This is a genomic window from Hymenobacter psoromatis, from assembly GCA_001596155.1.
In the GTDB taxonomy this organism is placed as follows: domain Bacteria; phylum Bacteroidota; class Bacteroidia; order Cytophagales; family Hymenobacteraceae; genus Hymenobacter.
Genome location: CP014771.1, coordinates 916,921 through 943,116, shown reverse-complemented (window position 1 = coordinate 943,116; position 26,196 = coordinate 916,921). Strand labels below are relative to the sequence as shown.

General features: G+C 60.6%; 19 protein-coding genes. 3 read left to right on the top strand and 16 right to left on the bottom strand.

The window, feature by feature from the left end; translation table 11 throughout:
- Window positions 1-90: 90 nt before the first annotated feature.
- Entirely contained in the window at window positions 91-2,604 is a 2,514-nt protein-coding gene (locus A0257_04010; GenBank protein ID AMR26347.1) for a colicin receptor, read from the top strand.
- Between the two features lie 92 nt (window positions 2,605-2,696).
- Here the strand turns inward: A0257_04010 and A0257_04005 are convergent, their stop codons facing one another.
- The 3 genes from A0257_04005 to A0257_03995 form a co-directional block, all read right to left on the bottom strand.
- A complete protein-coding gene (locus A0257_04005) occupies window positions 2,697-3,176 on the bottom strand; it encodes a hypothetical protein (protein AMR26346.1) in 480 nt (159 codons plus the stop codon).
- A 202-nt stretch (window positions 3,177-3,378) separates the two neighbouring features.
- Entirely contained in the window at window positions 3,379-4,722 is a 1,344-nt protein-coding gene (locus A0257_04000) for an RIP metalloprotease RseP (GenBank protein AMR26345.1), read from the bottom strand.
- 155 nt (window positions 4,723-4,877) lie between these two features.
- Window positions 4,878-6,053 carry a 1-deoxy-D-xylulose-5-phosphate reductoisomerase gene (locus tag A0257_03995; protein ID AMR26344.1) on the bottom strand — a complete coding sequence of 392 codons (1,176 nt, stop codon included), beginning with the start codon at window positions 6,051-6,053 and terminating at the stop codon, window positions 4,878-4,880.
- 141 nt (window positions 6,054-6,194) lie between these two features.
- On the opposite strand from A0257_03995, the gene A0257_03990 reads away from it, so the two are divergent.
- Window positions 6,195-7,196 carry a short-chain dehydrogenase gene (locus A0257_03990; GenBank protein ID AMR26343.1) on the top strand — a complete coding sequence of 334 codons (1,002 nt, stop codon included), beginning with the start codon at window positions 6,195-6,197 and terminating at the stop codon, window positions 7,194-7,196.
- A gap of 517 nt (window positions 7,197-7,713) precedes the next feature.
- On the opposite strand, the gene A0257_03985 is transcribed toward A0257_03990, so the two are convergent.
- The 3 genes from A0257_03985 to A0257_03975 form a co-directional block, all read right to left on the bottom strand.
- On the bottom strand, window positions 7,714-8,973 hold the full coding sequence (locus A0257_03985) for an aminotransferase (GenBank protein AMR26342.1): 1,260 nt from the start codon (window positions 8,971-8,973) through the stop codon (window positions 7,714-7,716).
- An 80-nt stretch (window positions 8,974-9,053) separates the two neighbouring features.
- Window positions 9,054-10,019, bottom strand: a complete 966-nt coding sequence (locus A0257_03980) for a pectin esterase (GenBank protein AMR26341.1) — start codon at window positions 10,017-10,019, stop codon at window positions 9,054-9,056.
- Between the two features lie 108 nt (window positions 10,020-10,127).
- A complete protein-coding gene (locus A0257_03975; protein AMR26340.1) occupies window positions 10,128-10,913 on the bottom strand; it encodes a GntR family transcriptional regulator in 786 nt (261 codons plus the stop codon).
- A 315-nt stretch (window positions 10,914-11,228) separates the two neighbouring features.
- Between A0257_03975 and A0257_03970 the strand changes: the two genes are divergently transcribed.
- Window positions 11,229-12,497 (top strand): hypothetical protein, encoded by a 1,269-nt coding sequence (locus A0257_03970; protein ID AMR26339.1) that lies wholly within the window; start codon window positions 11,229-11,231, stop codon window positions 12,495-12,497.
- Between the two features lie 62 nt (window positions 12,498-12,559).
- On the opposite strand, the gene A0257_03965 is transcribed toward A0257_03970, so the two are convergent.
- The 10 genes from A0257_03965 to A0257_03920 all read right to left on the bottom strand — a co-directional run bounded on the left by A0257_03965 (window position 12,560) and on the right by A0257_03920 (window position 26,023).
- Entirely contained in the window at window positions 12,560-17,371 is a 4,812-nt protein-coding gene (locus A0257_03965) for a hypothetical protein (GenBank protein ID AMR26338.1), read from the bottom strand.
- A gap of 38 nt (window positions 17,372-17,409) precedes the next feature.
- A complete protein-coding gene (locus tag A0257_03960; protein AMR26337.1) occupies window positions 17,410-18,852 on the bottom strand; it encodes a hypothetical protein in 1,443 nt (480 codons plus the stop codon).
- Between the two features lie 11 nt (window positions 18,853-18,863).
- Entirely contained in the window at window positions 18,864-20,084 is a 1,221-nt protein-coding gene (locus A0257_03955; protein ID AMR26336.1) for a hypothetical protein, read from the bottom strand.
- Between the two features lie 255 nt (window positions 20,085-20,339).
- Window positions 20,340-21,200: a hypothetical protein gene (locus tag A0257_03950; GenBank protein ID AMR26335.1), complete on the bottom strand. Its 861-nt coding sequence runs from the start codon at window positions 21,198-21,200 to the stop codon at window positions 20,340-20,342.
- Window positions 21,201-21,232: 32 nt separating this feature from the next.
- The gene (locus tag A0257_03945; GenBank protein ID AMR26334.1) at window positions 21,233-22,111 is read right to left on the bottom strand and encodes a hypothetical protein; all 879 of its coding nucleotides are present in this window, start codon (window positions 22,109-22,111) and stop codon (window positions 21,233-21,235) included.
- Between the two features lie 427 nt (window positions 22,112-22,538).
- On the bottom strand, window positions 22,539-22,919 hold the full coding sequence (locus A0257_03940) for a 50S ribosomal protein L19 (protein ID AMR26333.1): 381 nt from the start codon (window positions 22,917-22,919) through the stop codon (window positions 22,539-22,541).
- 160 nt (window positions 22,920-23,079) lie between these two features.
- Complete coding sequence (locus A0257_03935; protein AMR26332.1) at window positions 23,080-23,754, bottom strand: tRNA (guanine(37)-N(1))-methyltransferase; 675 nt, start codon at window positions 23,752-23,754, stop codon at window positions 23,080-23,082.
- An 84-nt stretch (window positions 23,755-23,838) separates the two neighbouring features.
- On the bottom strand, window positions 23,839-24,405 hold the full coding sequence (locus A0257_03930; protein AMR26331.1) for a 16S rRNA processing protein RimM: 567 nt from the start codon (window positions 24,403-24,405) through the stop codon (window positions 23,839-23,841).
- A 101-nt stretch (window positions 24,406-24,506) separates the two neighbouring features.
- A complete protein-coding gene (locus A0257_03925) occupies window positions 24,507-25,061 on the bottom strand; it encodes a 30S ribosomal protein S16 (GenBank protein ID AMR26330.1) in 555 nt (184 codons plus the stop codon).
- A 188-nt stretch (window positions 25,062-25,249) separates the two neighbouring features.
- Window positions 25,250-26,023, bottom strand: coding sequence for a fatty acid desaturase (locus A0257_03920; protein ID AMR26329.1), 774 nt, complete (start codon window positions 26,021-26,023; stop codon window positions 25,250-25,252).
- Window positions 26,024-26,196 lie beyond the last annotated feature (173 nt).

Below are 26,196 nucleotides of genomic sequence, written 5' to 3'. Positions count from 1 at the left end.
CGGCCGAATACTGCGACCGCGCCCCGATGAGTTGACGAGCTACGCCCCGCCGCGCCGGTGGCGTAGCTTTAACTTTCGTTTCCGCCGCCTCTGCCTTTGAAGCCTCTACCACTACTCCTTGTCTTAAGTATTCTGCCGCTGGCGCGGCCCGTGGTGGCCCAGTCGGTGCCGGGCGCGCCGGCCGCTGCCGCCCTGTCGGCCGTGCTCACCGGCACCGTGCGCGATGCCCAGGGCCAGCCCCTGGAGCTGGTGGTGGTGAGCCTGGAAGGCCAGCCCGGCGGTGCCACGACCACCGCGCAGGGCACCTTCGCGTTGCGCCTACCCCCCCTTCTGCGGCCCAACGCCACCGTGGCGCTGGTGGCCCGCCGCCTGGGCTATCAGCCCTTGCGCCAGGTGGTGCAGCTGCCCGCCATCGGGCCGTTTAGCCTGGTTTTACAAGTAGATACCAAGGCGCTGGGCGGCGTGACTGTGCGGGGCCGCGCCGCCGGGGCCGACCAGCGTGAGCAGGCCAGCCTCATTCAACTCGACCCGCAAACGGCCAAGGTCATCCCGTCGCCCTTCGGCGACTTCAGTGCCATTCTGAAGACGCTGCCGGGGGTAGTGAGCAACAACGAGCTGACGAGCACCTACAACGTGCGCGGCGGCAACTACGATGAGAACCTGCTCTACGTCAACGGGATGGAGGTGTACCGGCCGTTTCTGGTGACGCAGGCGCAGCAGGAGGGCCTCAGCTTTATCAACCCCGATTTGGTGCAGAAGGTCGATTTCAGCACCGGCGGCTGGCAGCCCAAGTACGGCGACAAGCTTTCATCGGTGCTAGATATCCAGTATAAGGAGCCGGCCAAGTTCGCGGCCTCGGCCACGGCCAGTCTGGTGGGCGGCGCGGCCCACGTGGAGGCGCGCTCGGCGGACGAGCGGGTGAGCTACCTGGCCGGCGTGCGCTACAAGAATGCGCAGTACGTCTTCAACGCCCTCAAGCAAAACCAGGGTACTTACAATCCGACCTTCTACGACGGCCAGGCTTACGTGAATATCGGGCTGGGTAAGAAGGGCGGCGACCTGCAAAAGACCAGCCTGGGCATCCTGGGTGTGATGGCCCACAACGACTACCGCTTTGTGCCGGTGAGTGGGCAAGTGACGTTTTCGACGGGTACCAACCAGTTTTCGCGGGTCAATATCTACTACGATGGGCGCGAGCGCATGCAGTACGACACCTACCAGGCGGGGCTCGATTTAAAGCATAATTTTCACCCCGGCCTGCAAGTTGAGCTGCTGGCGTCGGCGCTGAGCACCCGCGAGTTTGAGTTCCGCGACGTGGAGGCGGCCTATACTTTCGCCGACGTTAATACCGACCCCACCAGCCCCGATTTCAACCAGGCGGTGCGCCAGCGCAACATCGGCTCCAGCTTCAATCACGCCCGCAACGACCTCACGGCCCGCGTGTTCACGGCTGAGCTGCGCGGCCGCTGGAACCCCGGCGGCGACCCGCTGGGCCCGCACCAAATTCGCTGGGGCGTGAAGATGGGCCGCGAAAGTATTCACGACCAGCTCGATGAGTACAGCTTCGCCGACTCGGCCGACTACGTGCCCGATGCCCGCCGCACTCGCCTCGCCGCCGACCTAAGCCTGCTCACGACCCGCACCCAGGGCTACGTGCAACACACCTGGCAAATCGATAGCCTCACGACCCTCACCTACGGCCTGCGCGGCCACTACTGGACGGAGAACAAGCAGTTCGTGCTCAGCCCGCGGGCCCAGTTTGCCACCCGCAGCCGCCGCCACCCCGAACGCGTGTGGAAAGTGGCCGCCGGCCTCTACGCCCAGCCGCCCTTTTACCGCGAATTGCGCGATATGCGCGGCCAGCTCAACCCCGAACTGCGGGCCCAAAAGTCGCTGCACTTCGTGCTGGGCCGCGAAATTCAGGTGAATCTGATGAACCGGCCGTTCCGGCTCAATACCGAGGCGTATTATAAATACCTGACTGACGTCATTCCCTACGAGGTCGATAACGTGCGCCTGCGCTACTACGCCACCAACAGTGACAAGGCCTACGCCGCCGGCTTCGAGACGCGCCTGAGCGGCGAGTTTGTGAAGGGCGTGGAATCGTGGCTGAGCATTAGCTTGCTCACGACCCAGGAAAAGGGCGACACCACCGCCACGTACGACACCAACGGCAAGCGCACCGGCTACGAAACGCTGGGCTACGTCCGCCGCCCGCAGGACCAGCGCGTCACGGCCAGCATCTTCTTCCAGGACCACCTGCCCGACAACCCCTCGGTGCGCGGCTACGTGAACCTGGTGTTTGGCACCGGCCTGCCCTTCAGCCCGCCCGGCCTACCCCAGTACCGCGGCGCGGGCGCGCTCACTACCCCCTACCAGCGCGTCGATATTGGCTTTTCAAAAGTCGTGAGCCTGCGTGCTACCCCCAAGCCGCACCTGAGCTCGCTCGAAAGCCTGTGGCTGAGCCTGGAAATCCTCAACATCCTGGGAGCCAACAACGTGGCTAGCTATAGCTACCTGCAGGACGTGAGCGGCCGCACCTACGCCGTGCCCAGCTACCTCTCGCAGCGCGTGGTGAATCTGCGGGCCATCGCGCGGTTTTGAGGAAGCATATTAACAGGCTGCCCTGATTACTCCTGGCGCATGATTTTCACATCCCTGGGGTAACTCAACCAACAACCAGGGAACAGCAATTATTAAAAATTCAGCACTTCTTCTTCGTGGCCGTTGCGCAGCAGCGCGCTGATTTTCTTGCCGTTGCCCTCAGCGTTCACGATATTCATCTGGTCCGAAAACAGCTCCAGCAGCATTCCCTGGTTGATGAGGATTTCCTTGGTCGGGCGGGGTAGGGGCACTTTGGCGTAGAGCCAGTAAGCATCCTTTTCAGCTTGCAGGCCCATAAACTGCACATCGAGGGGTAGGCGCGGCTGGTGCGGCCCCGCCGGAATGCTGAGCTTGAGGTGCTGGTGCAGATACAACTCGGTCAGGGGCAGGGCGCTGGGCTGCTGCAAGTCCACGGCCTTGGGCCGGCCTTGGGAGAGGGCGCGGGTAAAGTCGTCGGTAAATACCTTCAGCGCCAGCTCCACCTGCTGCTTCTGCGGGTTGAGGCGCAGCTCCAGGATGCTGGTGTGGTAGGCGTGGCGCGTGCCCGCTGCGCCCGGCAGCCCCAGTAGCATACAGAAGAGAAGGGTTAAGTGTCGCATCGTACTTGATAAGAGGATAGTCTCAAAAGTCAGTTGTCATTGCGAGCGCAACGAAGTGAAGCGCGGCAATCTTTCCTTCACGTTAGGGTTACTACTCCAAACGAAGAAGGAAGGATTGCCGCGCTCCACTTCGTTACGCTCGCAATGACAGCCGATTATCTACTCAAAAATAGTCTTAGAACAGCTTCATCACTTGCTTGATGACAATGACATACACCATCAAAGCCAGAATAAGAACCGTACCCACGCGTTGCGCGCCTTCGAGGAATTTCTCCGACGGCTTGCGGCGCAAAATCATCTCGTAGAGCAGGAACAGCACGTGCCCGCCGTCGAGAGCCGGGATGGGCAGCAGGTTCATAAACGCCAGCACCATGCTCAGCGTGCCCACCAGGCTCCAGAAGTGCGGCCAGTTCCAAACGCCGCCAAACTGCTGGGCAATCTCGACCGGGCCGCCCAGGCTTTCCGACGCCGACGCCTCGCGCTTCAAAATCTTGCCAAACGCCTTGGCTTGCAGCGAGATAACGCTGAACGCCTGCTTGGTACCCTGCGGCACCGACTGGCCCAGGTTGAAGTAGCGGGTGCTGAAATTCAGCTCCGGCTTGGGGCGCACGCCGATTTTGCCGGCTGCGCTCACCGCCACGGGCAGCGTCTGGGCCTGGCCGTCGCGCTCAATCGTGATGGGCACCGTCTGGCCCTTGAAGCGGGGTAGGGTGCGCAGCAGCTGGTCGTAGTACTTGATGGGCACGCTGCCAATCTGGGTAATGCGGTCGCCGGCCTTGATGCCCGCCTTGGCGGCCGGGTTGCCGGACACTACCTCGGCCAGCGTAAAGGGCGAGCGCGCCTCCACGAACAGGCTGTCGCCCTGGTGGTTAAGCTGGTCAAAAAACGTACGTGGCAGCTTGGGCAGGTCGATGAGCTGCCCGCCGCGCTCCACGGTGTAGTAGCTCTCGTTGCCGAGCAGCACGTCGGGATTGTACACCTCATTGAACTCAGTGAACGGCCGGCCGTTGATTTTCACAATCTGGTCGCCGTCGCGGAAACCGATGTCGCGGCCCAGCTTGGTCGTTACCACGCCGTAGCGCGCTTCTGAGGCGGGTAAGTAGCTCTCGCCCAGCTTATAAGTGAGCGCCGCGAAGATAACGATGCCCGTAATCACGTTCATGATAATGCCGCCCAGCATCACCAACAGGCGCTGCCAGGCCGGCTTGGCCCGAAACTCGTCGGGCTGCGGCGGGCCGGCCAGCGCGTCGGCGTCCTGCGTTTCGTCCACCATGCCGTGAATGGCCACGTAGCCACCCAGCGGAAACCAGCCAATGCCGTACTCCGTCTCGCCTATTTTCTTCTTGAGCAGGCTGAAGTTCCAGACGTGGGGTAGGGGAAAGAGGAAGTCAAAAAAGATGTAAAACTTCGTGACTTTTATCTTGAACAGCTTCGCGAAGGCAAAGTGCCCAAACTCGTGTAAACCAACCAGTAGCGAAAGTCCCAGCACTAGCTGAGCAATCATAATGAGAATTTCCAAAGTAGAAAAAGGAGGAATGAAAAAACAAGTACGTCGCGCCCTACCTGAACGTCATGCTGAGCTTGCCGAAGCATCTCGCGTGGGGTAGTAAACTAATCGTTGAACGAGGCGAGCAAGATGCTTCGGCAAGCTCAGCATGACGTTCAGGTAGCCTGCTATAGTAACCCCGCCGCCACGCGCCGCGCTTCGGCGTCCGTCGCGGCGTAGTCGGCCAGGGTTGGGGCCGCAAGATACGGCACCCTTTCCAGGCACTCGCCCACCACGTCGGCCATGCCCAGGAAGCTCACCTTATCCTGCAAAAATGCCGCCACCGCCACCTCGTTGGCCGCGTTGAGCACGCAGGGCGCGGTGCCGCCGCGCCGCATGGCCCCAAAAGCCAGCGGCAGGTGGCGAAACGTGCCCAGGTCGGGCGCTTCAAAGGTGAGGGTGGGGTAGGCCAAAAACGAAAATCGCGGAAATTCATTCCGCAGCCGTCGCGGGTAGCCCAGCGCGTACTGAATGGGCAGCTTCATATCAGGCAGGCCCAGCTGCGCCTTCAGCGAGCCATCCTGGAACTGCACCAGCGAGTGCACGACGCTTTGGGGGTGCACCACCACGTCGATTTGGTCGTTGGTGAGGTCAAAAAGCCACTTAGCCTCAATCACTTCCAGGCCCTTGTTCATGAGCGTGGCCGAGTCGATGGTGATTTTGGTACCCATCGTCCAGTTGGGGTGTTTCAGGGCCTGTGCCTTGGTAATGTGGGCCAGCTCGGCGGTGCTGCGCCCCCGAAACGGTCCGCCCGAGGCCGTGAGAATGACCTTCTCAATTGGGTTCACCGCTTCGCCCGCCAGGCACTGAAAAATGGCCGAGTGCTCCGAATCGACGGGCAGCAGCCGCACGCCGTGCTCCTGCACCAGCTTGGTAATCAGCTCGCCAGCCACCACCAGCGTTTCCTTGTTGGCCAGCGCAATGTCTTTGCCGGCCCGGATGGCGGCCACGGTGGGGGGTAGGCCGGCGTAGCCGACCAGCGCCGTGAGCACCACGTTCACGTCGGGGCGCTGCACCACTTCGAGCAGGGCGGTATCGCCAGCCAGCACCTGGGTTTCGGGCTGGCCGGCCAGGGCGGCCTTTACTTCCTGGTAAAACGCATCGCCGATAACCACGGCCGCCGGCCGAAACTCCAGCGCCTGCCGCACCAGCAGCTGCCACTGCCGCCCGGCCGTGAGCACCGCCACCCGAAATTGGGCCGGCTGCTCGCGCACCACTTCCAGCGCCTGCGTGCCAATGGAGCCCGTGGAGCCCAGCAGCGCCAGTGATTTTCGCGAAGTATCAGGTAAAAAAGAATCCGTCATCAAGCAGGGTTGGGAATAGAGTTGTAAAGGTAAGGCCGGCCCGGTGGGTCCAGTCGGTGCCTATCCATTCGGGCAGTTGGTTCGTACAGTCAAGTCCGGCATTGCCGGTTATTCTTCTTCCTACCCCCCTGTTCCTTCCCCATGTCCATCAAGCTCAAACCGCTCGACCAGCAGATAATCGTCATTACCGGGGCCACCAGCGGCATTGGCCTCGCCACCGCGAAGGCCGCTGCCAAGGCCGGTGCCCGACTCGTGCTGGCCGCCCGCTCGCAGGCCGACCTCGACGCCGTGGCCCGGCAGCTCGGCAACCACCACGTGGCCACCGTGGTCGCCGACGTGGCCGACCCCGCCGCCGTGCGCCGCATCCACGACGCGGCCCACGCCCATTTTGGCGGCTTCGATACGTGGGTCAATAATGCCGGGGTAGGGATGTGGGGCAAGCTCGAACAAGGTAACCTCGAAGACTTTAAGCGCCTCTACGACACCAACTTCTGGGGCATTGTGAATGGGTCGCTTGAAGCCATCAAGCACCTCAAAAAGCACGGCGGCGCGCTCATCAACCTGGGCAGCGTGGTATCGGACGTGGCGGTGCCCATCCAGGGCATGTACGCTTCCAGCAAGCACGCCGTGAAGGGCTTCACCGATGCCCTACGCATCGAGCTGGCCGATGAACGAGCGCCCGTGTCGGTCACGCTCATCAAGCCCGCCGCCATCAACACACCCTTTCCCGAGCACGCCCGCAACTACCTGCCCGAAAAGCCCAAGCTGCCCCAGCCCGTGTACGCGCCCGAGGAAGTGGCCAACGCCATCCTGCACGCTGCCACCACGCCCATGCGCGACATTTTCGTGGGCGGCGGCGGCAAGGTGATGAGCAGCCTCAATAAGTATATTCCTGGTGTGATGGACTGGATGGAGGCCAAAACCGGCGTGGCCCAGCAGAAGCAGGACGGTACCCGCGCCGTGGACCCCGCCGGCTCGCTGCACCGCCCCAACGGCCCCCACACCAAAGTGCACGGCCACAACCCCGGCCACGTGATGCAAACCAGCCTCTACACCCGCGCCCGCCTGCACCCAGTGGTGGCGGGGGTGATAGCGGCGGCCAGCCTGGGGGCCACTATCGCGTTGCTAACGGGTCGGAAATAGTTTATGCCTGTCTGGGCGTGTAGGGCGCTAAGGCCCTGATGGCGGGCGCTGTCAAGTATTTTGTTTCTGTGTTTAACTCGCCGCCAATAATTGCGTAAAGCGTGGTGGTAGTAAATGCTTTAACAAATGCACCGCTACCCTCACGTCATTTTTCCACGTCATGAAAAACCTATTGTTCGCCTGCGCCTTAGTACTGAGTACTGCTAGTGTCGCTGCTGCCCAAACTCCCACTGGCACGCCCCCCTCGGGAACAATGCCGCCCGCTGGCTCGACTTCGGCTCGCAAACCCGATGCCACCATCGAAACGCAGTCTAATATCGCCGCGAAACAAACAAACCCCGCAGACCGGGCAAGTATGAAAAAAGGAATGCGCGACGACAAGATGGAAAAGCGCAAAAGCCACAAGATGAAAGTAAAAAGCCAATCTACTTCTACTATGTAAGTAGCGGACAGCTTTTATTCACTAAAAAGCCCCGATTGCATGGCGCAATCGGGGCTTTTTAGTGAATAAAATCGCCTACGTCAGCTTATCCAAAGCCGCCTTTAGGCGCGGCAGCGCTGCCTGAATGGAAGCCAGCGACTCGGCTCCCACCGACAGGCGAAACCACGGTTCCGACGACGACGCGCCGAAGGCGCTGAACGGCACCACCGCCAGCCCGGCCTCGGTGAGCAGATAAGACGTGATTTCTTTGGTCGTGGCCAGCACCTCGCCGGTGGCCGTGGTGCGGCCCAGCACGTCGATTTTGGCGGTGAGGTAGATGGCGCCGGCCGGCACGATGGCATCGACGGGGTAGCCCTGGGCGCGCAGGTCCTTGAGGCCGTGGTAAGCGCCTTCGAGGCTGGCTTGCAGGCCGGCCTTGAAGCCCGTAAGGTAGTTATTCACGGTCGTTTCCTGGGGTAGGAGCTTGGCGGTGGCTACCTGCTCGGCCTTGGGAGCCCAAGCCCCAACGTGGCCCAGCAGCGCTTTCATCTTATCGAGCACCAACTTGGGGCCGAAGGCGTAGCCCACGCGCACGCCGGTGGCGGCAAAGCACTTCGAAATACCGTCGATATACACCACGTAGTCACGCAGGGCGGGCCGCAGGCTTACCGGGTCGAAATGTTGGGTCTGGCCGAAGGTCAACAGCCAATAAATCTGGTCGTAGAGAATGTAGAGCGGCTTCTCATCCGGCCCGCGACGCTGGTTTTCGGCCAGCACGAGGTCGCAGATTTCTTCTAAAACCTGCTTCGAAAACACCGTGCCCGTGGGGTTGAGCGGCGAGCACAGCGCCAGCAGCGTCGCGCCTTTTAGTTGCGGGGCCAGCTCGGCGGCGGTAGGCATGAAGTCGTTTTCGGGCTGGGTGGGCACCATCACCGCCTCGGCGCTCGAAAGGTGGCAGTAGTGGTTGTTGTTCCACGACGGCACCGGGAATACCACGCGGTCGCCGGGGTCCACCAGGGCCAGGTAAGCCGCGTAGATGAGCGGGCGCGAGCCGCCGGCAACGAGAAACTCATCGGCCGGCGAGTAGCTGAGGCCCAGCTGCTTCTTTAAAAAATCGGCGGCCGCCTGGCGCAGGTCGGCGGTGCCGGCGGCGGGTGGATAATTAGTCTGGCCGGCTTGGTAGGCGGCCACTACCCCCTCGCGTAGCTCGGCCGGAATGGGGAACAGCTTCGGGTCAAAATCGCCGATGGTGAGGTTGCAAATGGTTTCGCCCTGGCGAATCTGTTCGCTCACGGCGTTGCCAATTCGAATAATTTCGGAGCCGCTCATCTGGTCGGCCAGCCGGGAAATACGCATGGGGTAGGAGGTAGGGTAGGGAGAGCATTAAAGACCCCCAAAGGTACCAACTGTTGCAGTGGCTGGCCGGTTTAGCGGCGCTACCGCTTCGGCTCCCAGCCTTCCCTACCCCCAAAAATTTGCTTCAAGGTGTATTTCTTGGCCTCCTGCGCCGTGAGCTGATGGCTCCACGGCACGCGGGCACCGGGGTTGGCGCCGGGGCCGCTAGATTTATACTCAGCGAAGTAAGCGGTTTTCTCGTTCTCCGCGTTTTTCCAGTTGTCCCAGCCGGCCGGCACGATGTGGCCGCCCAGCGCACAGCGCAGGTACACCACCTGCGCATTGGGCCGCCAGGGCCGGCCCAGGTACACTTTCTTGGCCAGCGCCGTGTCAGCTATCAGCTGGCAATCCATGAACACGAAGCCGAACGCCTGCCCCGCCGGCGTGGAAGCGGCCGTCACAAACGAGTTTTTCTTGCTCTTAATCACGCAGTGGTCAAACACGCCGGTGCCGGCCCCGAAAATAAAATCAGTCGTGCCCTCAATGTAGCAATCCTGGTAATACTGCCGGCTGCCGCCGGTGGCCAGCAGCAGCACGTCCTGGTTGCCCACCAGCCGGCAGCGCCGGAAAATGGCCCGGTCGCCCTCCACATTCAGCGCCACCGCCTGGCCGGCCGCGTAGCCCGCCGCATTCTCAAAGGTCACATTCTCCGCCGTAAAATCATTGGCCTGCACCAGCACCGAGTATGAGGAGGGGGTAGTGATGCCGGGCGTCCCCACATGGTCGCTGTACGTAATAACCGTGCCGGCCGCGTCGCCGGCACCGCGCAGCACGAGGTGCGTTTTCAGGGTCGGCACCAGCACTTTCTCGTGGTATGTGCCGGGCTTGAGCTGAATAACGACCGGCTTTTCCGACTGATTGGGCGCGGCATCAATGGCCGCCTGCACCGTGCGGAACTGCCCGCTGCCATCGGCCGCCACCACAAGCGGGCCGGTAGCAGCGGTGGTTTGGGCCTGGCTGAACAACGCGCCGCTGCTCAGGCCGAGGAGTAAGAATAAGGCTTTCATCAGGGGGTAGGGGGCACCACGGCCAGCCAGCCCAACAGGGCTAGCGGCGCGACTTTAGTCAGTATAGAAGTCAGCATGGGATAAAAATAAGAAGGTAGTAACCAGGCACTAACGGGCCTGCACGTCCACGGTAGCTTTCACCTTGCCTTGCACGATGTGGTCGGCCAGCCCCAGCTTCAAGGCCCGAATGTCGGCCAGCACCAGCTCGGCCATGCGGCGCGCGCCCAACTCGTTGAAGTGCGTGTTATCCTCGCGGCCGTCGGGGTAATTGGGGTTTTCGCCGGGCACTAGGTAGTTGAACAGGAGCTTGGAATTTTCCGGCCCAAACTGCTGAAGCAGCGCCTGGCTGCTGCGGTCGAGGTCGATGAGGGGGGTAGCAGTTTCGCGGGCCACGGCGCGCACCAGCTCGGCGTAGGCGGCGTGGGTTTCCTCCACCTTGCCGGCGGCGTCAAATTTGCGGCGGGCCACCGGCGTCAGCAGCACCGGTTGGGCCTGGTGAGCGCGCGTCTCAGCCACGAAGCGCTTGAGGTTGGCCGTGAACTCGGCCTCGGGCGTGTAGGTCTTTTTGGTTGGTACCTCGTCGTTGTGCCCAAATTGAATAAACACGTAATCGCCCGGCCGCAGGGCGCTGGCCACGGGCTGCCAGCGGTTTTCGGCGATAAATGACTTGGTGCTGCGCCCGTTCTGCGCCCGGTTGTCCACGGTTACCGATTCATCAAAAAACGCCGTAAACGGCATTCCCCAACCCGTTTCGGGGTAGGCTTTCACCTGCTTTATCGACATGGTAGAATCGCCAATCAAATACACGTTGCGCTTGCCGGGGGCAGCCGGCACAAATGCCAGCAGGGCCCCCAGGCTCAGCGCCGCCACGGCGGCTGTTAGTCGGGATAGCATTGGGAAAAGATGGGGAAAGAGGTAGCCGCCAGTGCGCCGCGTACTCGCGGCCGCCCCGGAAAGGGGCAAACGTACTCGCCAGGCTGCCGCGGAACCAGATTTTTCTACGCAATCGTTGCCGACCTTCGGCCGCGCTAACTACCTGGCTTACTTGCGCTCGGTCCATTCAGGCAGGGGTAGGAAAATGACTTTGGTCGCCTGCCTAATTCGCCCCTAAGCCAAACGGTCGGCCGTTTTTTCCGTTGACGGCACAGCTTCATCCCCGAGCCTTTCTACTTCATGCGTGCTTTTCTTCGAACTCTCCTTTTCATCGCGTTGCTCGCGCCGGCCGTGCCGGCGGCGGCCTATTCGGTGCTCACTCACCAGGCCGTCATCGACTCGACCTGGAATAAAACCCTGCTGCCGCTGCTCAGCCAGCGCTACCCCGGCGCTACCCCCGCCGAGCAGGACGAAGCCAAAGGCTACGCCTACGGCGGCGCCATCATCCAGGACATGGGCTACTACCCACTTGGTGCTGAGTTTTTTACCAACCTCACGCATTACGTGCGGTCGGGCGATTTCGTGCGCAATCTGCTGCGCGAGGCCCGCGACCGCAACGAATATGCCTTCGCCCTGGGCGCGCTGGCGCACTACACCTCCGACAACGTGGGCCACCCCGAAGCTACCAACGTCATCCTGCCCGAAGTGTATCCCAAGCGCCGGGCCGAGTTTGGCCCGGTTGTGACCTACGAACAGGCGCCCATCAACCACACCGAAGTTGATTTTTCCTTCGACGTGGTGCAGATTGCGGCTGGCCGCTACCGCTCGCAGGATTACCACAAGTATATTGGCTTCCAAGTGAGTAAGTCGGTGCTGGAGCGCGCCTTTTTACAAACTTATGGCCTGGAGCTGGGCCAGGTACTATTCAATGTGGATGCGGGGGTAGCGGCTTTTCGGCTGACCGTCAATCAACTAATGCCCGCTGCTGCGCGCGCCGCCTGGGTCAACAAGCGCAAGGAGATTCGCAAGACCAGCCCGCGCGCGCGCCGCCGCGACTACATATTTCACATGAGCCGCCGCCAGTATCGGCGCGAGTTTGGCAACAACCACGAGCGGCCGGGCTTTGGCGCGCACATCATATCGGCGGTGCTGGGTATTCTACCCAAAATCGGCCCGCTCAAGCCTTTTGCTTTCCAGGTGCCGAGCGCCGCCAATGAAGCCCGCTTTCGCGCCAGCTACCGCGATGCGCTGGCCCGCTACCGCACGCTGGCCCTGCGGCAGCACACCGACACCACCGCCGCCCCTGCCTACCTGCCCAATACCAACCTCGACACCGGCCGCCCTACCCACCCCACCGACTACATCCTGGCCGACCAAACCTATGACCGCCTCCTGCGCGAGCTGCAGAAACACAAGTACGAGCACCTGACGCCCGCGCTGCGCCACAATATCCTGGCGTTCTTCGCCGCCGGCCCGCCGCCTTCCGCGCCGCCCGCCCGCTATACGGAGGCTACGGAAGACGCGCAGAAAGACTCAGCCAAAAACCGTAAGAAGAGGAAGGAAGCGCAAGAAGCACTGGATGAGCTAAAAGCGGAAAAATCATAATTAAGACATATATAATTTAAAATTTACGCTTATCTTTAGATAAATAGAAAATAAGAATTAAATTAATTAAATAATTGACGTAGTTCTTCAGTATGTAAGAAAAAGCCTTGCAACCGTTGTAAGTGGCTATCGAATTGCAGTAGCATGTCGCCCTTTTTCATTAGGTTTTCCGCGCCGCCTTCGTTAAGTACTACCCGGCTATCAACGTTAGAAGCCAACTTAAAGGCAACCCGGCACTCCAGGTTATTCTTGAGGTTTCCATAGATTACCTTGCTATCGGGCCGTTGGGTAGCCACTACCAGATGAATACCGACGTAGCGCGTGAGCCGGGCAATACTGCCAAGCAGGTTTTCAAAGGTTGCCCGGTCAACCTTGTTCATGGAACCCAGGAATGTTTCCAACTCATCAACCACCACGGCGATGAGGGGCATGGTTTCGGGGGGCTGAATTTGGTAGTAGTCCTGAATATTGAGGCACTGATACTGCTCTAGTAAGTCGCGCCTCCGAAGGTATTCGCCAGCCATAAGGGCCTCCAGGGTTTCGATAGCCGATGACGGCTCGCGGATGATGGGCGTGCGCAGGTGGGGTAGGCGTTTGAAAAAGGTAAATTCAGCTCCCTTAGGGTCAATTAAAATCAATTGCATCCGGGTAGCCGGCTGAAGGCTTGTTAGCGAGACAATCAAGGCATTAAGAAACATGGACTTGCCCGAGCCACTGGAGCCGCCTACCAGCATGTGGCGCACATCAGGCAGGTTGAGCCAGCGGATAGTACCATCGGGGGCCATACCGGCCGGAAACGAGCCAATGGGCCGGGAGGGCTGCGCGGCCTCGTGCGCCAGTAATGGCAGCAAGGGTACTAACTGCGCGTCGGCCCGCGGTACCTCTACAAATAAGAACTGCGTGCCGGGTAGGTTCTCAATACGAGGCAGAAAATGCAACCGCATTCCCCGCTGGATATCCGAAGCCATACTGCGCACCGGCTTATCGCCCTGGCCTCTGGCTAGTTCTACTTTGAATCGTACCAAACTCGGCCCTATATCGGCTAGCATCGGGTCAACGGGCCGGGCCAGGCGAATATTGAAATCCCGCAACGTGGCATATAAGTCACCCGCTAATTGGGCCAGGTCAGCGGGCCGGGTTAAGACGGGGGTAGCGCTGGCGGTTACCGCAGCAACTGCGGGTTCGGCGGCTGCCAAGGTTGGCTGACTCGAAGCTTCGGGCAGCATTGAAGGGGTAGTAGTATTCTGCGGTGAAATAGCCACCGGAGATGAGACAGGCTCAGCAGGAGCGGCCGGGCCTGGTGGGGGCGTAGGAACTTGCGGTACCGGCCGGCCCGTGCTCGGGCTAGGGGGTGGTGAGTTCTTGAGGTATTGCTGAATGTTGTTTTCACCCAACTTAGTTCGCTGAATACCAGTCTGCTCGGCCAGGGTATCGCCGGTAGGATTACCAGGTGAAAAGGATTCCTGCGGGTCGGGCTCGAAATACTCGCCTTTGATTACCTCAATCAGTCGCAGGTTGATTTCCGGCTTGGTTTTTCCATCCAGGGCAGTGCTGATTTGCTGAACCCAGGCCGCCCACTCCGCGGGAATTACGCCGGGCGGCAGACTCAGTTTCCCCTCGTGGAAAATTTGCTCGCGCAATAACTCGCGGCGGCAGTCGGTAAATAAGTCGCCGCCGGTTTGGGTGAGAATGGGGAGCAGGGCGTGGGCGGCGGCCCGGAGTTGGGGGCCGGGCTGGTTGGGGGCCTCCAGGTCGCCCGCCACGGCGTAGGCTTTCACTTCGATAAGGTCGAAGCTCAGGCCGCCATCGCTGGCCCGGCGGCGGATGCCCAGCAGGTCGGGGCGCAGGCCGGTAGCGCGGCGGGCCAGCCAGCGGCTTGCCAGCGTCGAATCGAGGCTTACGGTGAGGTGAAAATGGTCAGTGGCCTGGTCTTCGTACCAGCGCAGGGCCACGGCCAAACCAAGCTGCCCGTTGAGTTCGGTGGGCAAAAAGCCATTTTTAGCCTCCTTCTTATTGCTAATGGCCCGTAGCAGGTTGGTGTGACCAGTGGCTTCGAGGCGGCGCAGCAATTTGGTGGCATCGGCATTGCTGGCGTAGTTGAGGCCGCTCAGGACGGCCTCCCGCACGCCGGTTACGTAGCGCTGGTTCCAGCGCGTGAGCACAGCATCGCCGCCGAGGCCGCCCTGCCGGGCCAGCACCAACACGTGGTCGGGGTCGGCCGAGGTAGGGATTTCGGCCGACAGGAGCAGGAAAACCGTCAGCGGCAGCAGCGCGGGCTGCGTGCCATCGGGCGCGGGCTTGCTGCGGCTGCCCGACCACTCGCGGCCGGGCTGCCCGGCCACCTCGGCGGCCAGCGTATGGAAAGCCGCGAACGGTCGGTTGAGGGCCTCATCGTCGGGGTTGGGCTGCTGGCCACGGGGCCGCAGGACCAGCGGATTGCCGGGGTCGAACTGGTCATACTCCAGCACTTGGGGTAGGCTCAAGGGGTGCAGGTGCGTAGCCTCGCGCCCAATAGGCAGCGGGTGCAGGTGACGCTGCCCTGCCAGCACCAGCAAATGCACCGGCTGCTCGCGCAGCCACTCGCTCGCGTCGGCTACGGATGCTACGAAGCGGGTTTCCAGCGTCAGTAAGCCCTCATTCAGCAGCCGGTCGAGGGGTAGCAGCGACACCGGCCGGCCCGGCAAAAAGCCAATCAGCACCTCAAACCGCTCGTACTTTACCCGGTCGTCCTTCGTTTCGTGCCGTAGTTCTTCCAGCGCTTCGGCCACCGTATCCAGGTGCTCCGGGTGCTGCACGAATACGCGCAGGCAGCGATGCACCGCTGGGTACAGCACCGCCAGCTTGCGAGCGGCCTGCACCAGGATTTTCGCCGAAACCGTGACGCGCACCAGGCCCGTGGGCCGGTACACGGGCCACGCCGCGCCCAGCCGCTCGGCCTGCGCCAACGCCACCGTGGGAAACGAGCCATCGGGCGGCAGCACCAAGGCCCGCAACGGTTCGCGCGTCAGCTCGCGCCGGTCGGTGAAAATGTCGAGCAGGGTGCGGGCCTGCGCAGGACCAGCCAGGACTAAGCGGGCCAACTCCAGATATTTCCAAAGGGCCAGCGGGTGCAACGGAGCCAGCAGGGCGGCCCGGTGGGTGGTGCCAGCCCGCACTTCTACCACGTCTAGGCGCAGCAGCAGACTGGCAATGCGCTGCCCGGCGCTGTTGTGGCGCTGCAAGTCGGCGTAGTGGTCGGCCACGGTACGCAGCAAGTGGTGGTAGGTAGCCACGGCTTGCGCGGCGGCCGCTTGCAAGGTGGTATCGAGCAGTACCGCGCTGAGCGGAGCCGAAGTCAGCAACGCCCCGAAAGGCAGTAGTGCCGCCCGTGCCGTCAGGTAGGCTTCCAGGGCGAGTTCACTATCCAGGCCGGCTAGCAAACCATCGGCGGTGCGCAGGTAACGCCGCAACTCGGCCAGCCAAGCGGCATCCCAGGCCGGCGCGGCGGGGGGTAGCTGGTCGGCGGTCAGGGCATCCAGCGCTTCCTCCGCCGTGGTTAGGTGGGGTAGGGTAAGCACGCCGCCCAATTGCTCGGGGCCTAGTAACCCATTGGTGAGGGCCAGGGCCACGGCATTACTGCTATGTACTACCTGCACCCGGCCTACTTCCAGCGGCTTGGTTTCTTCGGGAGTTTTAGCGAGCCGGATGCGCAACTTGGCCAGTAACTTAGTTGCCGTGGCCTGCCAGCCGCCGGGCAGGTCGGGTACCTCCCCGGTAGCCAGATGCACCACGGCATCATCCAGGCCGAAATTATACTTTTTTTTGGGGCCGGTGCTGCCGCGCTGGCCGCCCGCCGCGCCCGAGCGCCCGCCGGTAGCCGGGGTTGGTTCGGGGTCCTCCTCTTCGTCAGGGTCAGCCGCGCCGCCAGAGTTGTCCGCGCCGGCCCCGCTCCCATCCGGGTTGCTCGTACCCGTAAAATCCGGCGCTGGTCCCGCGGCGATTGGAACGCTGGCGGACCCGCCCGGCAGGTTGGTGAGAATCCCGGTCGTCGGTAGCTGCCCGCCCAAAAGTTGCCGCACCAGTGGCAAATCAAGCCCTTGCAACTGCGGCGGCAGGGGCGCGGCCGGGTCCATCGCGCGCAGGGCCGCGAATGCCGCTAGTAAGCGTTCGGCCAGGCGCGTATCAACGGTGGCGGCGGCCTGGTACTGCTTATAAGCAGTTTCCTGGTGGGCCGGGTCGCCCAGCAGGAGCTTTTGAGTAAGGTCGGCGTTTTCGGCCAGGCGTTCGGCTACGCCGCGGGGTTTGCTGTCGTTAAATAAGGAAGGGTCGGGCAACAAGCCCAGCCGGTATAACTCGTCGCGGGGGCTGGCTGCCGGACTCGCCCCGGTTACCGCTTGGTAAAAATCCAGAAAGGCCAGCAGGGCTACCGGCGGCTGACCTTGCGCCAAACACTGCCAAAACTGTTTTTGAGGTAGGGGAAGGTCCATCCCAGCCTGCTGCTGCGCCAGGTGCCGCACTACATCGGCCGGGCTGAAGGATAAGTAATTGCGCTGGCGCAACGAGTGCAGGCGGGCTTCAGCGCGCAGCATGATTACCACGCGCCGGGCCGTAGTCGGCACCTCGGCCGCATTGCGCACCGCTACCGCGTGGGTAGCGCCCAGCCCAAAACGCAAGTCGCCCGGTGCTGCTGCGGGCAACGTGGCGCGCAGTTCCGCATCAGCCCCAACCACGCTCACGTAGTACCGCTCGTCCGGTTGCAAAGCCGCTACCAAACGCGCCAGCCAACCAGTTGGCTCGGCCGGCATTCCGGCCATGATAATGCCGGGGGGTAGCGCCTCAAAAGCCGCCTCCAGGGTAGCAAGAAGGGCTTCGTCAAACAAAGTAGCAAGCGGCATAACAAGGCGTAGAATCAGTAAAAAAATAAAGCCGCCTCCTACCAGCCCGCGCTGATGAGCGTTACCTCATCGGCGTAGGTGCGGGCATAGCCCAGGCGACGCAATTCGTCGAGCACGGCGCGAGCATTGGCTTGTAAGTCATCGAGCGACAAGTTGAGGATGCCCACGCTGCCCAGGTGGCGCTGGTCATCGAGCGGTAAAGCCCCGCACAGCAAGCCAAAACGCTCATAAGCAAGTTGCCAAAAGTCCTCGATTGGCACCACCTGGCCCGGCGCTAGCAGGCCGCCTACCAAGGCATCGTACACGGCCGCGACCGGCGATAGATAGGGCTGGCCAACGCCTTGCCGCCGGGGCCATTGAATGCCTAGCCGCTGCCCTAAACTTGACGCGCAACTCTCGGCCGATTTTGACCCCGCCGCCTTTAGTCCCGGCCCGGTCAAAGCCCGTACCGCCGCTTCAAAATCAGAAGTCCCAAGAGCCTTTTCCAGCGCCAGCGCATCCAAGTACTGCGCTCGTTCTTTCTCCTGGAGCCAACTAGTAGCCCACGCCTGATACTCATCGGGGCTACGAGTAGCATCACCACTTCGCGCTAATTCAGTACGTAGCGCTTCTTGAAAGGCCCCGCGTAATCGCCCTCGGGCCAGCCCCAGCGTATGACGGCTCACTTCCCGTACCGTTGGCAGGGGGTTATCGGCGCACAGCAGTAATGGTTGGCAGCCGTTGCCAGGGCCGCTGTTATAAAGGTGCAGCAGCAGTCCCAGCCCGGCCAAACTAACGGCGCGTTGCAGAAAAGCCGTTTTTTCGAGCGGCGGTTTACCCGGTGCGGGGTCAAGGTAGTGGGCAGCCAGGGTAGTGAAGCTGGCTTGCCAACCGGGCAAAACACACGATTTCGCCAGCCGCTCGCGCACCTCGGCCGTTGCTTGTTTGGTGGATATTCCTAGACTACCCGTTTGTGGGGTAAGTAGAGGTTCTGTAAGCCGATAGGTAGTGTTATCTGGGGTGTCGAGTGCTGTGCGAAGCGCCACGACAGCCGTTTGGTCGGGCGCGGCTAGCAGTATCTGCGCTAATAAACTGCCCGCGCCCTGGTCATAGGTGTCGTCAGTCAGGTGCTGGCGGTGGGTCAAGGTGAGCGTAGAATTACGGGCAGCCGCATAAAATGCGCCATCCTGATTCAGCACGTCATCAAGGGCCAGCCGTAGCCGCTCGGTGGCTTCTTCCGCTACTGGTAGCGGAGCGGAGTTTTCAATTACCTTGCGGAAAGCGGGCATTCGCAAGACATCGCTTGCCGTAATGCGCGAATTACCGCGCCGGCTGGCTACCACTTCTTTTAGTAACTTGACTTCGCTAGGTCCGCTGTCACACAAATAACGAAAAAAACCATTAGCCAAATGCACCGACTTGATATCACGGTCGGGGCGAAACCCCCAAGCCGCTTGAATAACCAAATAAGCAATGGGGTAAAACGGATGCTTTTCAGCCATAAAACAATTAATTAAGCGTTAGGGTCGGCCAAAACGTATTTGAGCTTATTGGGTGCCTGCGCGTTAGCTTCCAGCTGAATAAGCTCCGCTCGGCCGGTGGCAATATTCAGTATCCATATTTCGGAAGTAGGCGCGTCAGACTGAGCCGCCGCTAACGCCGCCAGAAAACGCTCTATTCGCCGGCTGGCTTGCTCCGGTCGCCGCTCGGCGGGTAGCCCCCGCCGCACACTCTCCAGGTCGCGCCACAAATCCAGGTCAATGCGCAACGCTGGGCTTTGCTCGCCGGGTGGGTTGCCCCAGGCCAGCCGCAAATGGTCGGGGGAATAGTCTTCGCCCACCAATAAGTAGTAAGCAGCCGGCAGCAATTCGGGCAACTGAACCGCCAGTTCTTTGCCCGCTACCCTGGCTCCGGCTACCAGCACCGTCGGGGGGCGGTCAGCATCATAGCGTAGTCCGCTCCACAAATACAGGTCGGTAGTCGCCAAGGCCCCCGGCCGTTGGCTGGCGCGGCCCGCCATGCCCGTTTGGTGGGCAAACCGCGCCAGTGCGCCCAGCAACTTGCGCCGTGCCGTATCAGGGGCATCCCGGGCTTCTTCCAGCAGTAATTTAAACGTGAATCGGTCGGCAGGCAGCACTTGCAGCAGTTTCCCGCCGTCCTGGTTCTCAAAGTAGAACTGCCGTTTAATGCGCTCGAACCACTGCATAGCCGTTTTTTTATCGGAGGCTTGGCCAGGCGTGTTTTGGTCGGGGCGGCGGCCGGGTAGCCAAGTGCCTACCGCGGCCGGGTCGTCCCATAGTTGGTGCGTGTCGAGGTGGGCGTGGGGTAGGCGGGCCGGGTCAAGTTCGGCCAGGGCGGTCGCCAGGGCATTATCTGCCCGCTCCTCAAAGGCGGTTTCGTAGTATGGCCGGGCATATTTTTTTGCCCGCTCGTGGGTAGTGTAGCCGCCCGTAAGCAGGCGGGCCAGCAGCCCCAGCAACTGGTGCATGGTTACGTGTAGCCCCCCCTCACGCACCACCGTCAGCAACTCGTAAAGCCGGTTTTGCACCAACGTTTGGCGCAACGCCGCGCAATTAGTCTGCACCTCATCTGGTGCGTTCTCCCACTCTACTTGGTTGAGGGCAGTGTCCAGGGCCTGCGCCATAAAGCGGTGCGTTAGTACCTGGCGTTCCCCCAGGTTTAGTAGTAGGGCCGCCGGTACCAGTGGGCGTTGGTCGGGTAGGGCGGCCGGCACCCCGGCCCCTACGTAGGCAAATGGCTGGTCCAGGGCGGCTTGTAAAGTTGGCCGGTCTATGAAGTCGGGTGCAGTCGCCAATAAGTGCCGCAACGGCCCTTCATTAATGGCCAGTAATACCGGCTGCCCAGCCGCTGCGGCGGCTTGTAATTCGGCTACTAATTCGGGCTGGTCGCGGGCGCTGGCATATATGTTCCCACACGCCCCGCCGTTTCAGAATAGCTCAGTAACTAGCGCCTGCAAGTAGCAATCCTACTAAAGTAGCAGATGCTGATTCAATATAATCGGTTCCGTATGCCTCTCAAACACAAACGTGCCATTCCCAAAATCCAGTGGCGCATCACCCCGGTGAATAGCTCCGTGGTGGTTCGGGCACACCAGCATCATATTCTCCAACCCGTCGGCTCCACCTCGGCTTAGCCATTGGATATGGTGGGCATGGCATAGGTAGAAACCGTAAATGCTAAGCGGGTCCCAGCCACAAATCTGGCACCGCCCGGCGTAGAGCGTCTGTAATTCCGCGGCAAACTGCCGGTTACGAAATGGCGCTTGCGTGTACAGGTACTCACGCTGCAGCAGCGACAATCCGACAGCCTCTTCCTCAACCAAGCTCTGAATATCTTGCGGCTGGCCGTAGAGCAACTTTTCTTCTAAATCCTGCTCGGAAATCTTATTAGTCGCTCGCTGCTCCAAAGCATAATGCCGGGCAGCTTCCAGTAAAACCAAATGGTCGGCCCGAGCTAGCCGCCGCACGGCCGCGTAGCCCTGGAAAGCTTGTCCTAAGTATTTTCCGTTGGCTTTTATGGAAGCCAACGTTCGAATTATCGGCTCTGCATCGGGCTGGTTTTCAACGTCAAAATAACGCGAAGCAGTAAGGCTACCCCAAACGCGGTACTTGCCATATCGGAACGTGTCAGGGTTGAAGGTTTTAGCCTTGATAACTAATTCAGCAGCCAGAACATAGCGTCCGGTTTTTTTGCTACGGGTGAAGGCCCATAAGCTGTCGCCAATCTCAATTTCGTGCAGTAGTGTATTTTTTTGGTTGAGGTGATACGAAGCCCCAAAATCCAGGTCACGATAATAATTATCGGGCTTCCAATAATATAGTAACGGCACGGATTCAGCTAGTTGAAATAAAACACCTAAAGCTACGCCGCTAGCAGCGCTCCCAGCGTCTCGGCGCGTTTACGGCGAAAAAGCGGGGTTTGGGCTTCGGCCACCAAGTCAAGCAGTTGTTTCTGACGTTCGCGGCTGGCCAGGGGTTGCTGGTTGGCGTAGGCACTCAAGCGGTCGAGCGCGGCGGGGGTAGGGGCGGCCAGGTCGGTTTCGTGCAGCACGCCCTCGGCCAAAAAATCCAGGTGGTAGATTTCGCCAATAGCGCGGTTGAGTTCGGTGGCCAGCGCCCGCAGGCGCGGGGCCGGGTCGGGGCAGTCGCGCAGGGCTTCCAGGCTCCACCCAATATATTCGTCGCGCACGGTTAGTTGCACCACCGACGACCCGAGCGCCCCGATGCCCATGACGGGATGACCCGGCCGCGCCCGGTCGCGCACCAGGTAAAACATCCGCCGGCCCGGCTGCGTCTGAAACGGCAGGCTCCAGGTGTAGCGGCAGTAGCGCCAGATGTCGAGCAGCGGTAGGCCAGTGTATTCGTCCACATCGTCGGCGGTGGCGGCCTGCAAATAGGGCTGCACCAGGTTCAGCAGGCGCTCGTCGCGTTGGGCCGGGGTAGGGTCAGCCAGCGCATTTTGCAGGTCAGTGGCCAGTAACCTTGGGTCGGCCAGGAGGCTACGTACGCTCACTAAGCGGCCGGCGTGGCGGCGGGGCCGTTCGAGGCGGCGCACGAAGCGTTGCACGGCTGGCTCCAGCAATTGCTCTTCGCGATGCGCCACCAGCGCCTGCTGCAATAGCTTTTTCACTTCGTCACGGGTAGGCCGCGCCGTATCCTCCGGGGGCCGCCCCGCCCAGTCGGCCGAGTCGGGCGGAGTAGCCCCCAGGCGCGGCGGCCCACCCAGCACCACCGGAGCCACCGCTACAAAGTGCCACCCCTGTCGGGCCAAATCATGCAATACTCGTCCAAACACATGCAGCCGCAGGTACTCGTGACGTGGCAAGGGCGTAGCCTCCAGGTGGGTTTGCGCCGCTGCCAGCCCTAGTAACCAGTGCCCGTGCAGATAAGCCGCCAGTTCACCAGGCAAGGGGCGTTTCTCCAGGCAGGCCCAGAAGTCGGTAACTGCCGGCTGCCCCGGCAAAATAGGCGTTAGAACGTACACTGAAATAAATAAACCTTCGCAAAAACGAAGCTACGTCGCCGGCGCGAATTGCCCGTTAGCACCACGGGCTAGCGAGGGCGCTAACTGCTTATGCATGGTGAAGTTGCCAATAATTAAAGAATACAAAAAAACCGGCCTGCTAGGTAGCAGGCCGGCTAGATTTTTTCTGATAATTAAGAAGCGCTTATGCAGCTACTGCCTTCACGATGTCGCGGCGACGCTCCTTGATGCGAGCAGCTTTGCCCGACAGGCCGCGCAGGTAGAACAGACGGGCGCGACGCACCTTGCCGCGGCGGATTACTTCGATTTTGTCGATGTTGGGCGACAGCAGCGGGAAAATCCGCTCGGTGCCAATCTGGTTTGAAATCTTACGCACGGTGAATGTCTCACCGTTGCTGCTGGGGTTGCGGCGCTGAAGAACCACGCCCTGGAACTGCTGAATGCGCTCCTTATTACCCTCGCGGATTTTTACGTGCACATTAATGGTGTCACCGGCAGCAAACTTGGGAAAGCTGGCGCGGCGCTCCTGGCCTTCGGCATTGATGAAATCGAGTAATACGCTCATGGCGAAAAAAAAGAATTACAAAGTGAGCAGCGCCGCTGCCCGCTGATTGGGTATTTTGCGAAACGGAGCGCAAAGATAGAAAATTAACCGCGCAAATGCAAGCTGGTGGGGTAGTAAATGTCTGTCATTGCGAGAATAGCGAAGGGATGATAGCCAGTTATTACCCCAGCAAGTCGGGCCGGCGCGCCTGCGTGCGGGCCAGTGCCTGCTCGTGGCGCCATTCCTCAATCAGGGGCGTGTTGCCCGAAAGTAGAATTTCTGGCACGGCCCGTCCGCGCCATTCGGCGGGGCGGGTGTACACGGGCGGCGCCAGCAAATCATCCTGAAACGAGTCCGACAAGGCTGATTCTTCGTTGCCCAGCACGCCGGGCAACAGCCGCACCACGGCATCCACAAGTATCGCGGCCGCCAACTCGCCACCGCTCAGTACAAAGTCGCCGACGCTTATTTCATGCGTAACATACTGGTCGCGAATGCGTTGGTCCACCCCCTTGTAATGGCCACAAAGCACGATGATGTTGCCCAGCAGCGACAGCCGGTTGGCCAGCGGTTGGCGCAGCGTTTCGCCATCAGGGGTGAGGTAGATGATGGCGTCGTAGGGCCGCTGGGCTTGCAGCTCGTCCATCCAGGCCGCGATGGGCTCCACGCGCAGCACCATGCCCGCCCCGCCGCCAAACACGGCATCGTCAATCTGCCCGTGCTTGTTGATGGCTTTATCCCGCAATTGGTGCAGGTAGATTTCAACTAAGCCTTTGTCCTGCGCCCGCTTCACAATGGAATGGGCAAACGGACTTTCGAGCAGCGCTGGCTGGCAGGTAAGAATGTCGATGCGCATCTGTCTGAACCACGAATTTATCGGATTAACCGGATTGGTCGGATTTTGAGGACGACCACCTGTTTTTAAGGATGCTGCTGGTAATTAATCCGCGTTCGGGTTTTTGTGGGCACCGGGGTTCAGGTAGATGTCCAGCAAGCCCTCGGGCATATTCACAAAAAGCTGTTTGGCCTCCATATCGGCGTGGCTCACCAGCTCATCAACCACCGGTAGCAGCACTTCCCGGCCTTTGTAGCGCATGGCCAGCACGTCTTGCTGTGGCAGCTCGTAGAAATTCTCTACGACGCCCAGCGCCCCCCCTTTCTCATCAATAACCTGAAAGCCAATGACGTCGTGGAAGTAAAACTGGTGGTCCTTCAGCTCCGGCAGCTCGCTCAGCGGCAGCCACAGCTTGGAGCCTCGCAGTGGCTCGGCCTCCTCAATGCGCTCGATACCGCGCAGCTTGAGCAGCACGCGCTGCCCGACCTGCGGGTTTATGCGCTCCACTTGGTAGGCGGTGAGCTTGGTAGGCGCAGTGGCCAGGGCCACGTACACCGTCTTCAGCTTACCATAGGTGGCGGCGTCGTCCACATCAAGTTGGGCTGCCATCTGGCCTTTCAGTGCGTGGGGCTTCACAATGAAGCCCAGCTCAAAGCATTCTTCAAGAGTCATGGTTAGCTCGAATAAGGGGAGTGGGGGTAGGGACTTAAAAAAGAACGTCATGCCGAGAAAACCTCAACATGACGTTCTTTTCTAGCGGGTTACCCCGAAAGCTACGCGGCAGCTTCGGCCGAAGTTTCGGCGGTTTCCGTCGAGCCTTCGGTAGCTTCTTCAGCTGCCGGAGCGGCGGGGGTAGCGGCGGCCAGGGCGGCAGCCTGCTTCTGCGCCAGGGCAGCAGAGCGGGTTTCCTTCACCTTGGTTTCGGCGGCAAGCTGTTGCTTGCGCGTCTCGGCCTTGGTGTCAACGAGGCCAGTCTTTTTGGCTTCGATTTTAGTGTCTTTCTCGCTCAGCCAATCCTGGTAGCGCTGGTCAGCCACGTCTTGCGTCAGCGCGCCTTTCGTAACGCCAAGCTGCAAGTGACGACGCAGCAATACGCCGCGGTAGGCCAGCATAGCACGTACCGTTTCGGTAGGCTGCGCGCCGTTCATTACCCAGTAAAAAGCGCGGTCACCGTCGTATTGAATGGTAGCGGGGTTGGTATTAGGGTTGTAGGTACCGAGCTTCTCAATGAAGCGGCCATCGCGGGGAGCGCGGGCGTCGGCTACTACGATATCGTAAGTCGCGGCCTTTTTGCGGCCACGGCGGGCGAGGCGGATTTTAACTGCCATAAACCTTGGGGGTTGTGCGATGCAACTCGTGCATCTGGGTGAAATATTTCCCTGTTTGGGGCCGCAAAGGTACGGCGCATCAGCGCAACAAAAAAGGCCGAAGTCAAACTTCGGCCTTTTTGTGTAGGGTAAGCTTTAGCTTGCCGTTTTGTTGAACGAAGGCAAGCTAAAGCTTACCCTACAGCCAACTACGCAGCCTGTGCCAGCTTCTTCGTGCGCTGCTTGGGCTGCACGTTCTTGCGCTTAATCTTGATAACGCGGGCCTTATCCAGCGTCCAGATGGCCACGTAGGTCGGGTCAAACTCCCACCACTTCACGCCGAAGTTGACGCGCATCGGCAGCTTGTGGTGGTTGTTCTGAAACAGCTCGCCGAAAGCCAGGAAGTCCAGGGCCAGCGTGTTCTTGCTCTTGTCGTGGTTATCGAAGTTCTGGTAGCCGTATTTGTGGCCGCCCCAGTTCACGATAGCGCCGTGAATCGGACCCATCAAAAAGTGGATGGGTAGGAGCAGATATTGCCACCACGCCGTAGCAAAGCCAATGTAGAAGAGCACGTAGGCCGTGCCCCAGCCCAGGCGCGAGTACACGGTGCCGCCAAAAGCCTCCAGGCTTTTCCACTCCGGAATGTCGCCTTCGAAGCGCTTGGCTTCTTCGTGGGTATCGTTCACCACATCGTTGTAGATGACCTTGGTCTTCCACATCATATCGAACGCGTTGTTCGAGAAGTGCGGCGAGTGCGGGTCCAGCTCCGTGTCGGAGTAGGCGTGGTGCATGCGGTGCAGCAGCGCATAGGCGCGCGGCGACAAAAAGCTGCTACCCTGGCAGATATAGGTGAACAGGAAGAAGAATCGCTCCCAAAACTTGTTCATCGTAAACATCTTGTGCGCCGCGTAGCGATGCAGGTAAAATGTCTGCGTGAACAGCGACAAGTAGTAATGGGCAACGAAAAAAACCAGAATGGCCATTCGGAAATGAAATAAGCGTGAGAATTGCGCTGCCCGCAAAAGTTATTCCCGTGGGGCATAGTTCACCGTTAAGACAAAATTACGGCCGTTGTTTAGCCAAAATTGCCCCGGAGTTGTACAATGCCATAATGTTACACCGACGGTGAGGTGGTGAGTTTCTGTAAGGTAAACTC

Coding starts and splice junctions, on each gene's coding strand:
- A0257_03990 (AMR26343.1), top strand. CDS start 6,195: ATGTCCATCAAGCTCAAACCGCTCGACCAGCAGATAATCGTCATTACC.
- A0257_03965 (AMR26338.1), bottom strand. CDS start 17,371: ATGCCGCTTGCTACTTTGTTTGACGAAGCCCTTCTTGCTACCCTGGAG.
- A0257_03920 (AMR26329.1), bottom strand. CDS start 26,023: ATGGCCATTCTGGTTTTTTTCGTTGCCCATTACTACTTGTCGCTGTTC.
- A0257_03935 (AMR26332.1), bottom strand. CDS start 23,754: ATGCGCATCGACATTCTTACCTGCCAGCCAGCGCTGCTCGAAAGTCCG.
- A0257_03930 (AMR26331.1), bottom strand. CDS start 24,405: ATGACTCTTGAAGAATGCTTTGAGCTGGGCTTCATTGTGAAGCCCCAC.
- A0257_03985 (AMR26342.1), bottom strand. CDS start 8,973: ATGCGTATTTCCCGGCTGGCCGACCAGATGAGCGGCTCCGAAATTATT.
- A0257_04005 (AMR26346.1), bottom strand. CDS start 3,176: ATGCTACTGGGGCTGCCGGGCGCAGCGGGCACGCGCCACGCCTACCAC.
- A0257_03980 (AMR26341.1), bottom strand. CDS start 10,019: ATGAAAGCCTTATTCTTACTCCTCGGCCTGAGCAGCGGCGCGTTGTTC.
- A0257_03995 (AMR26344.1), bottom strand. CDS start 6,053: ATGACGGATTCTTTTTTACCTGATACTTCGCGAAAATCACTGGCGCTG.
- A0257_03925 (AMR26330.1), bottom strand. CDS start 25,061: ATGGCAGTTAAAATCCGCCTCGCCCGCCGTGGCCGCAAAAAGGCCGCG.
- A0257_03940 (AMR26333.1), bottom strand. CDS start 22,919: ATGAGCGTATTACTCGATTTCATCAATGCCGAAGGCCAGGAGCGCCGC.
- A0257_03960 (AMR26337.1), bottom strand. CDS start 18,852: ATGGCTGAAAAGCATCCGTTTTACCCCATTGCTTATTTGGTTATTCAA.
- A0257_03975 (AMR26340.1), bottom strand. CDS start 10,913: ATGCTATCCCGACTAACAGCCGCCGTGGCGGCGCTGAGCCTGGGGGCC.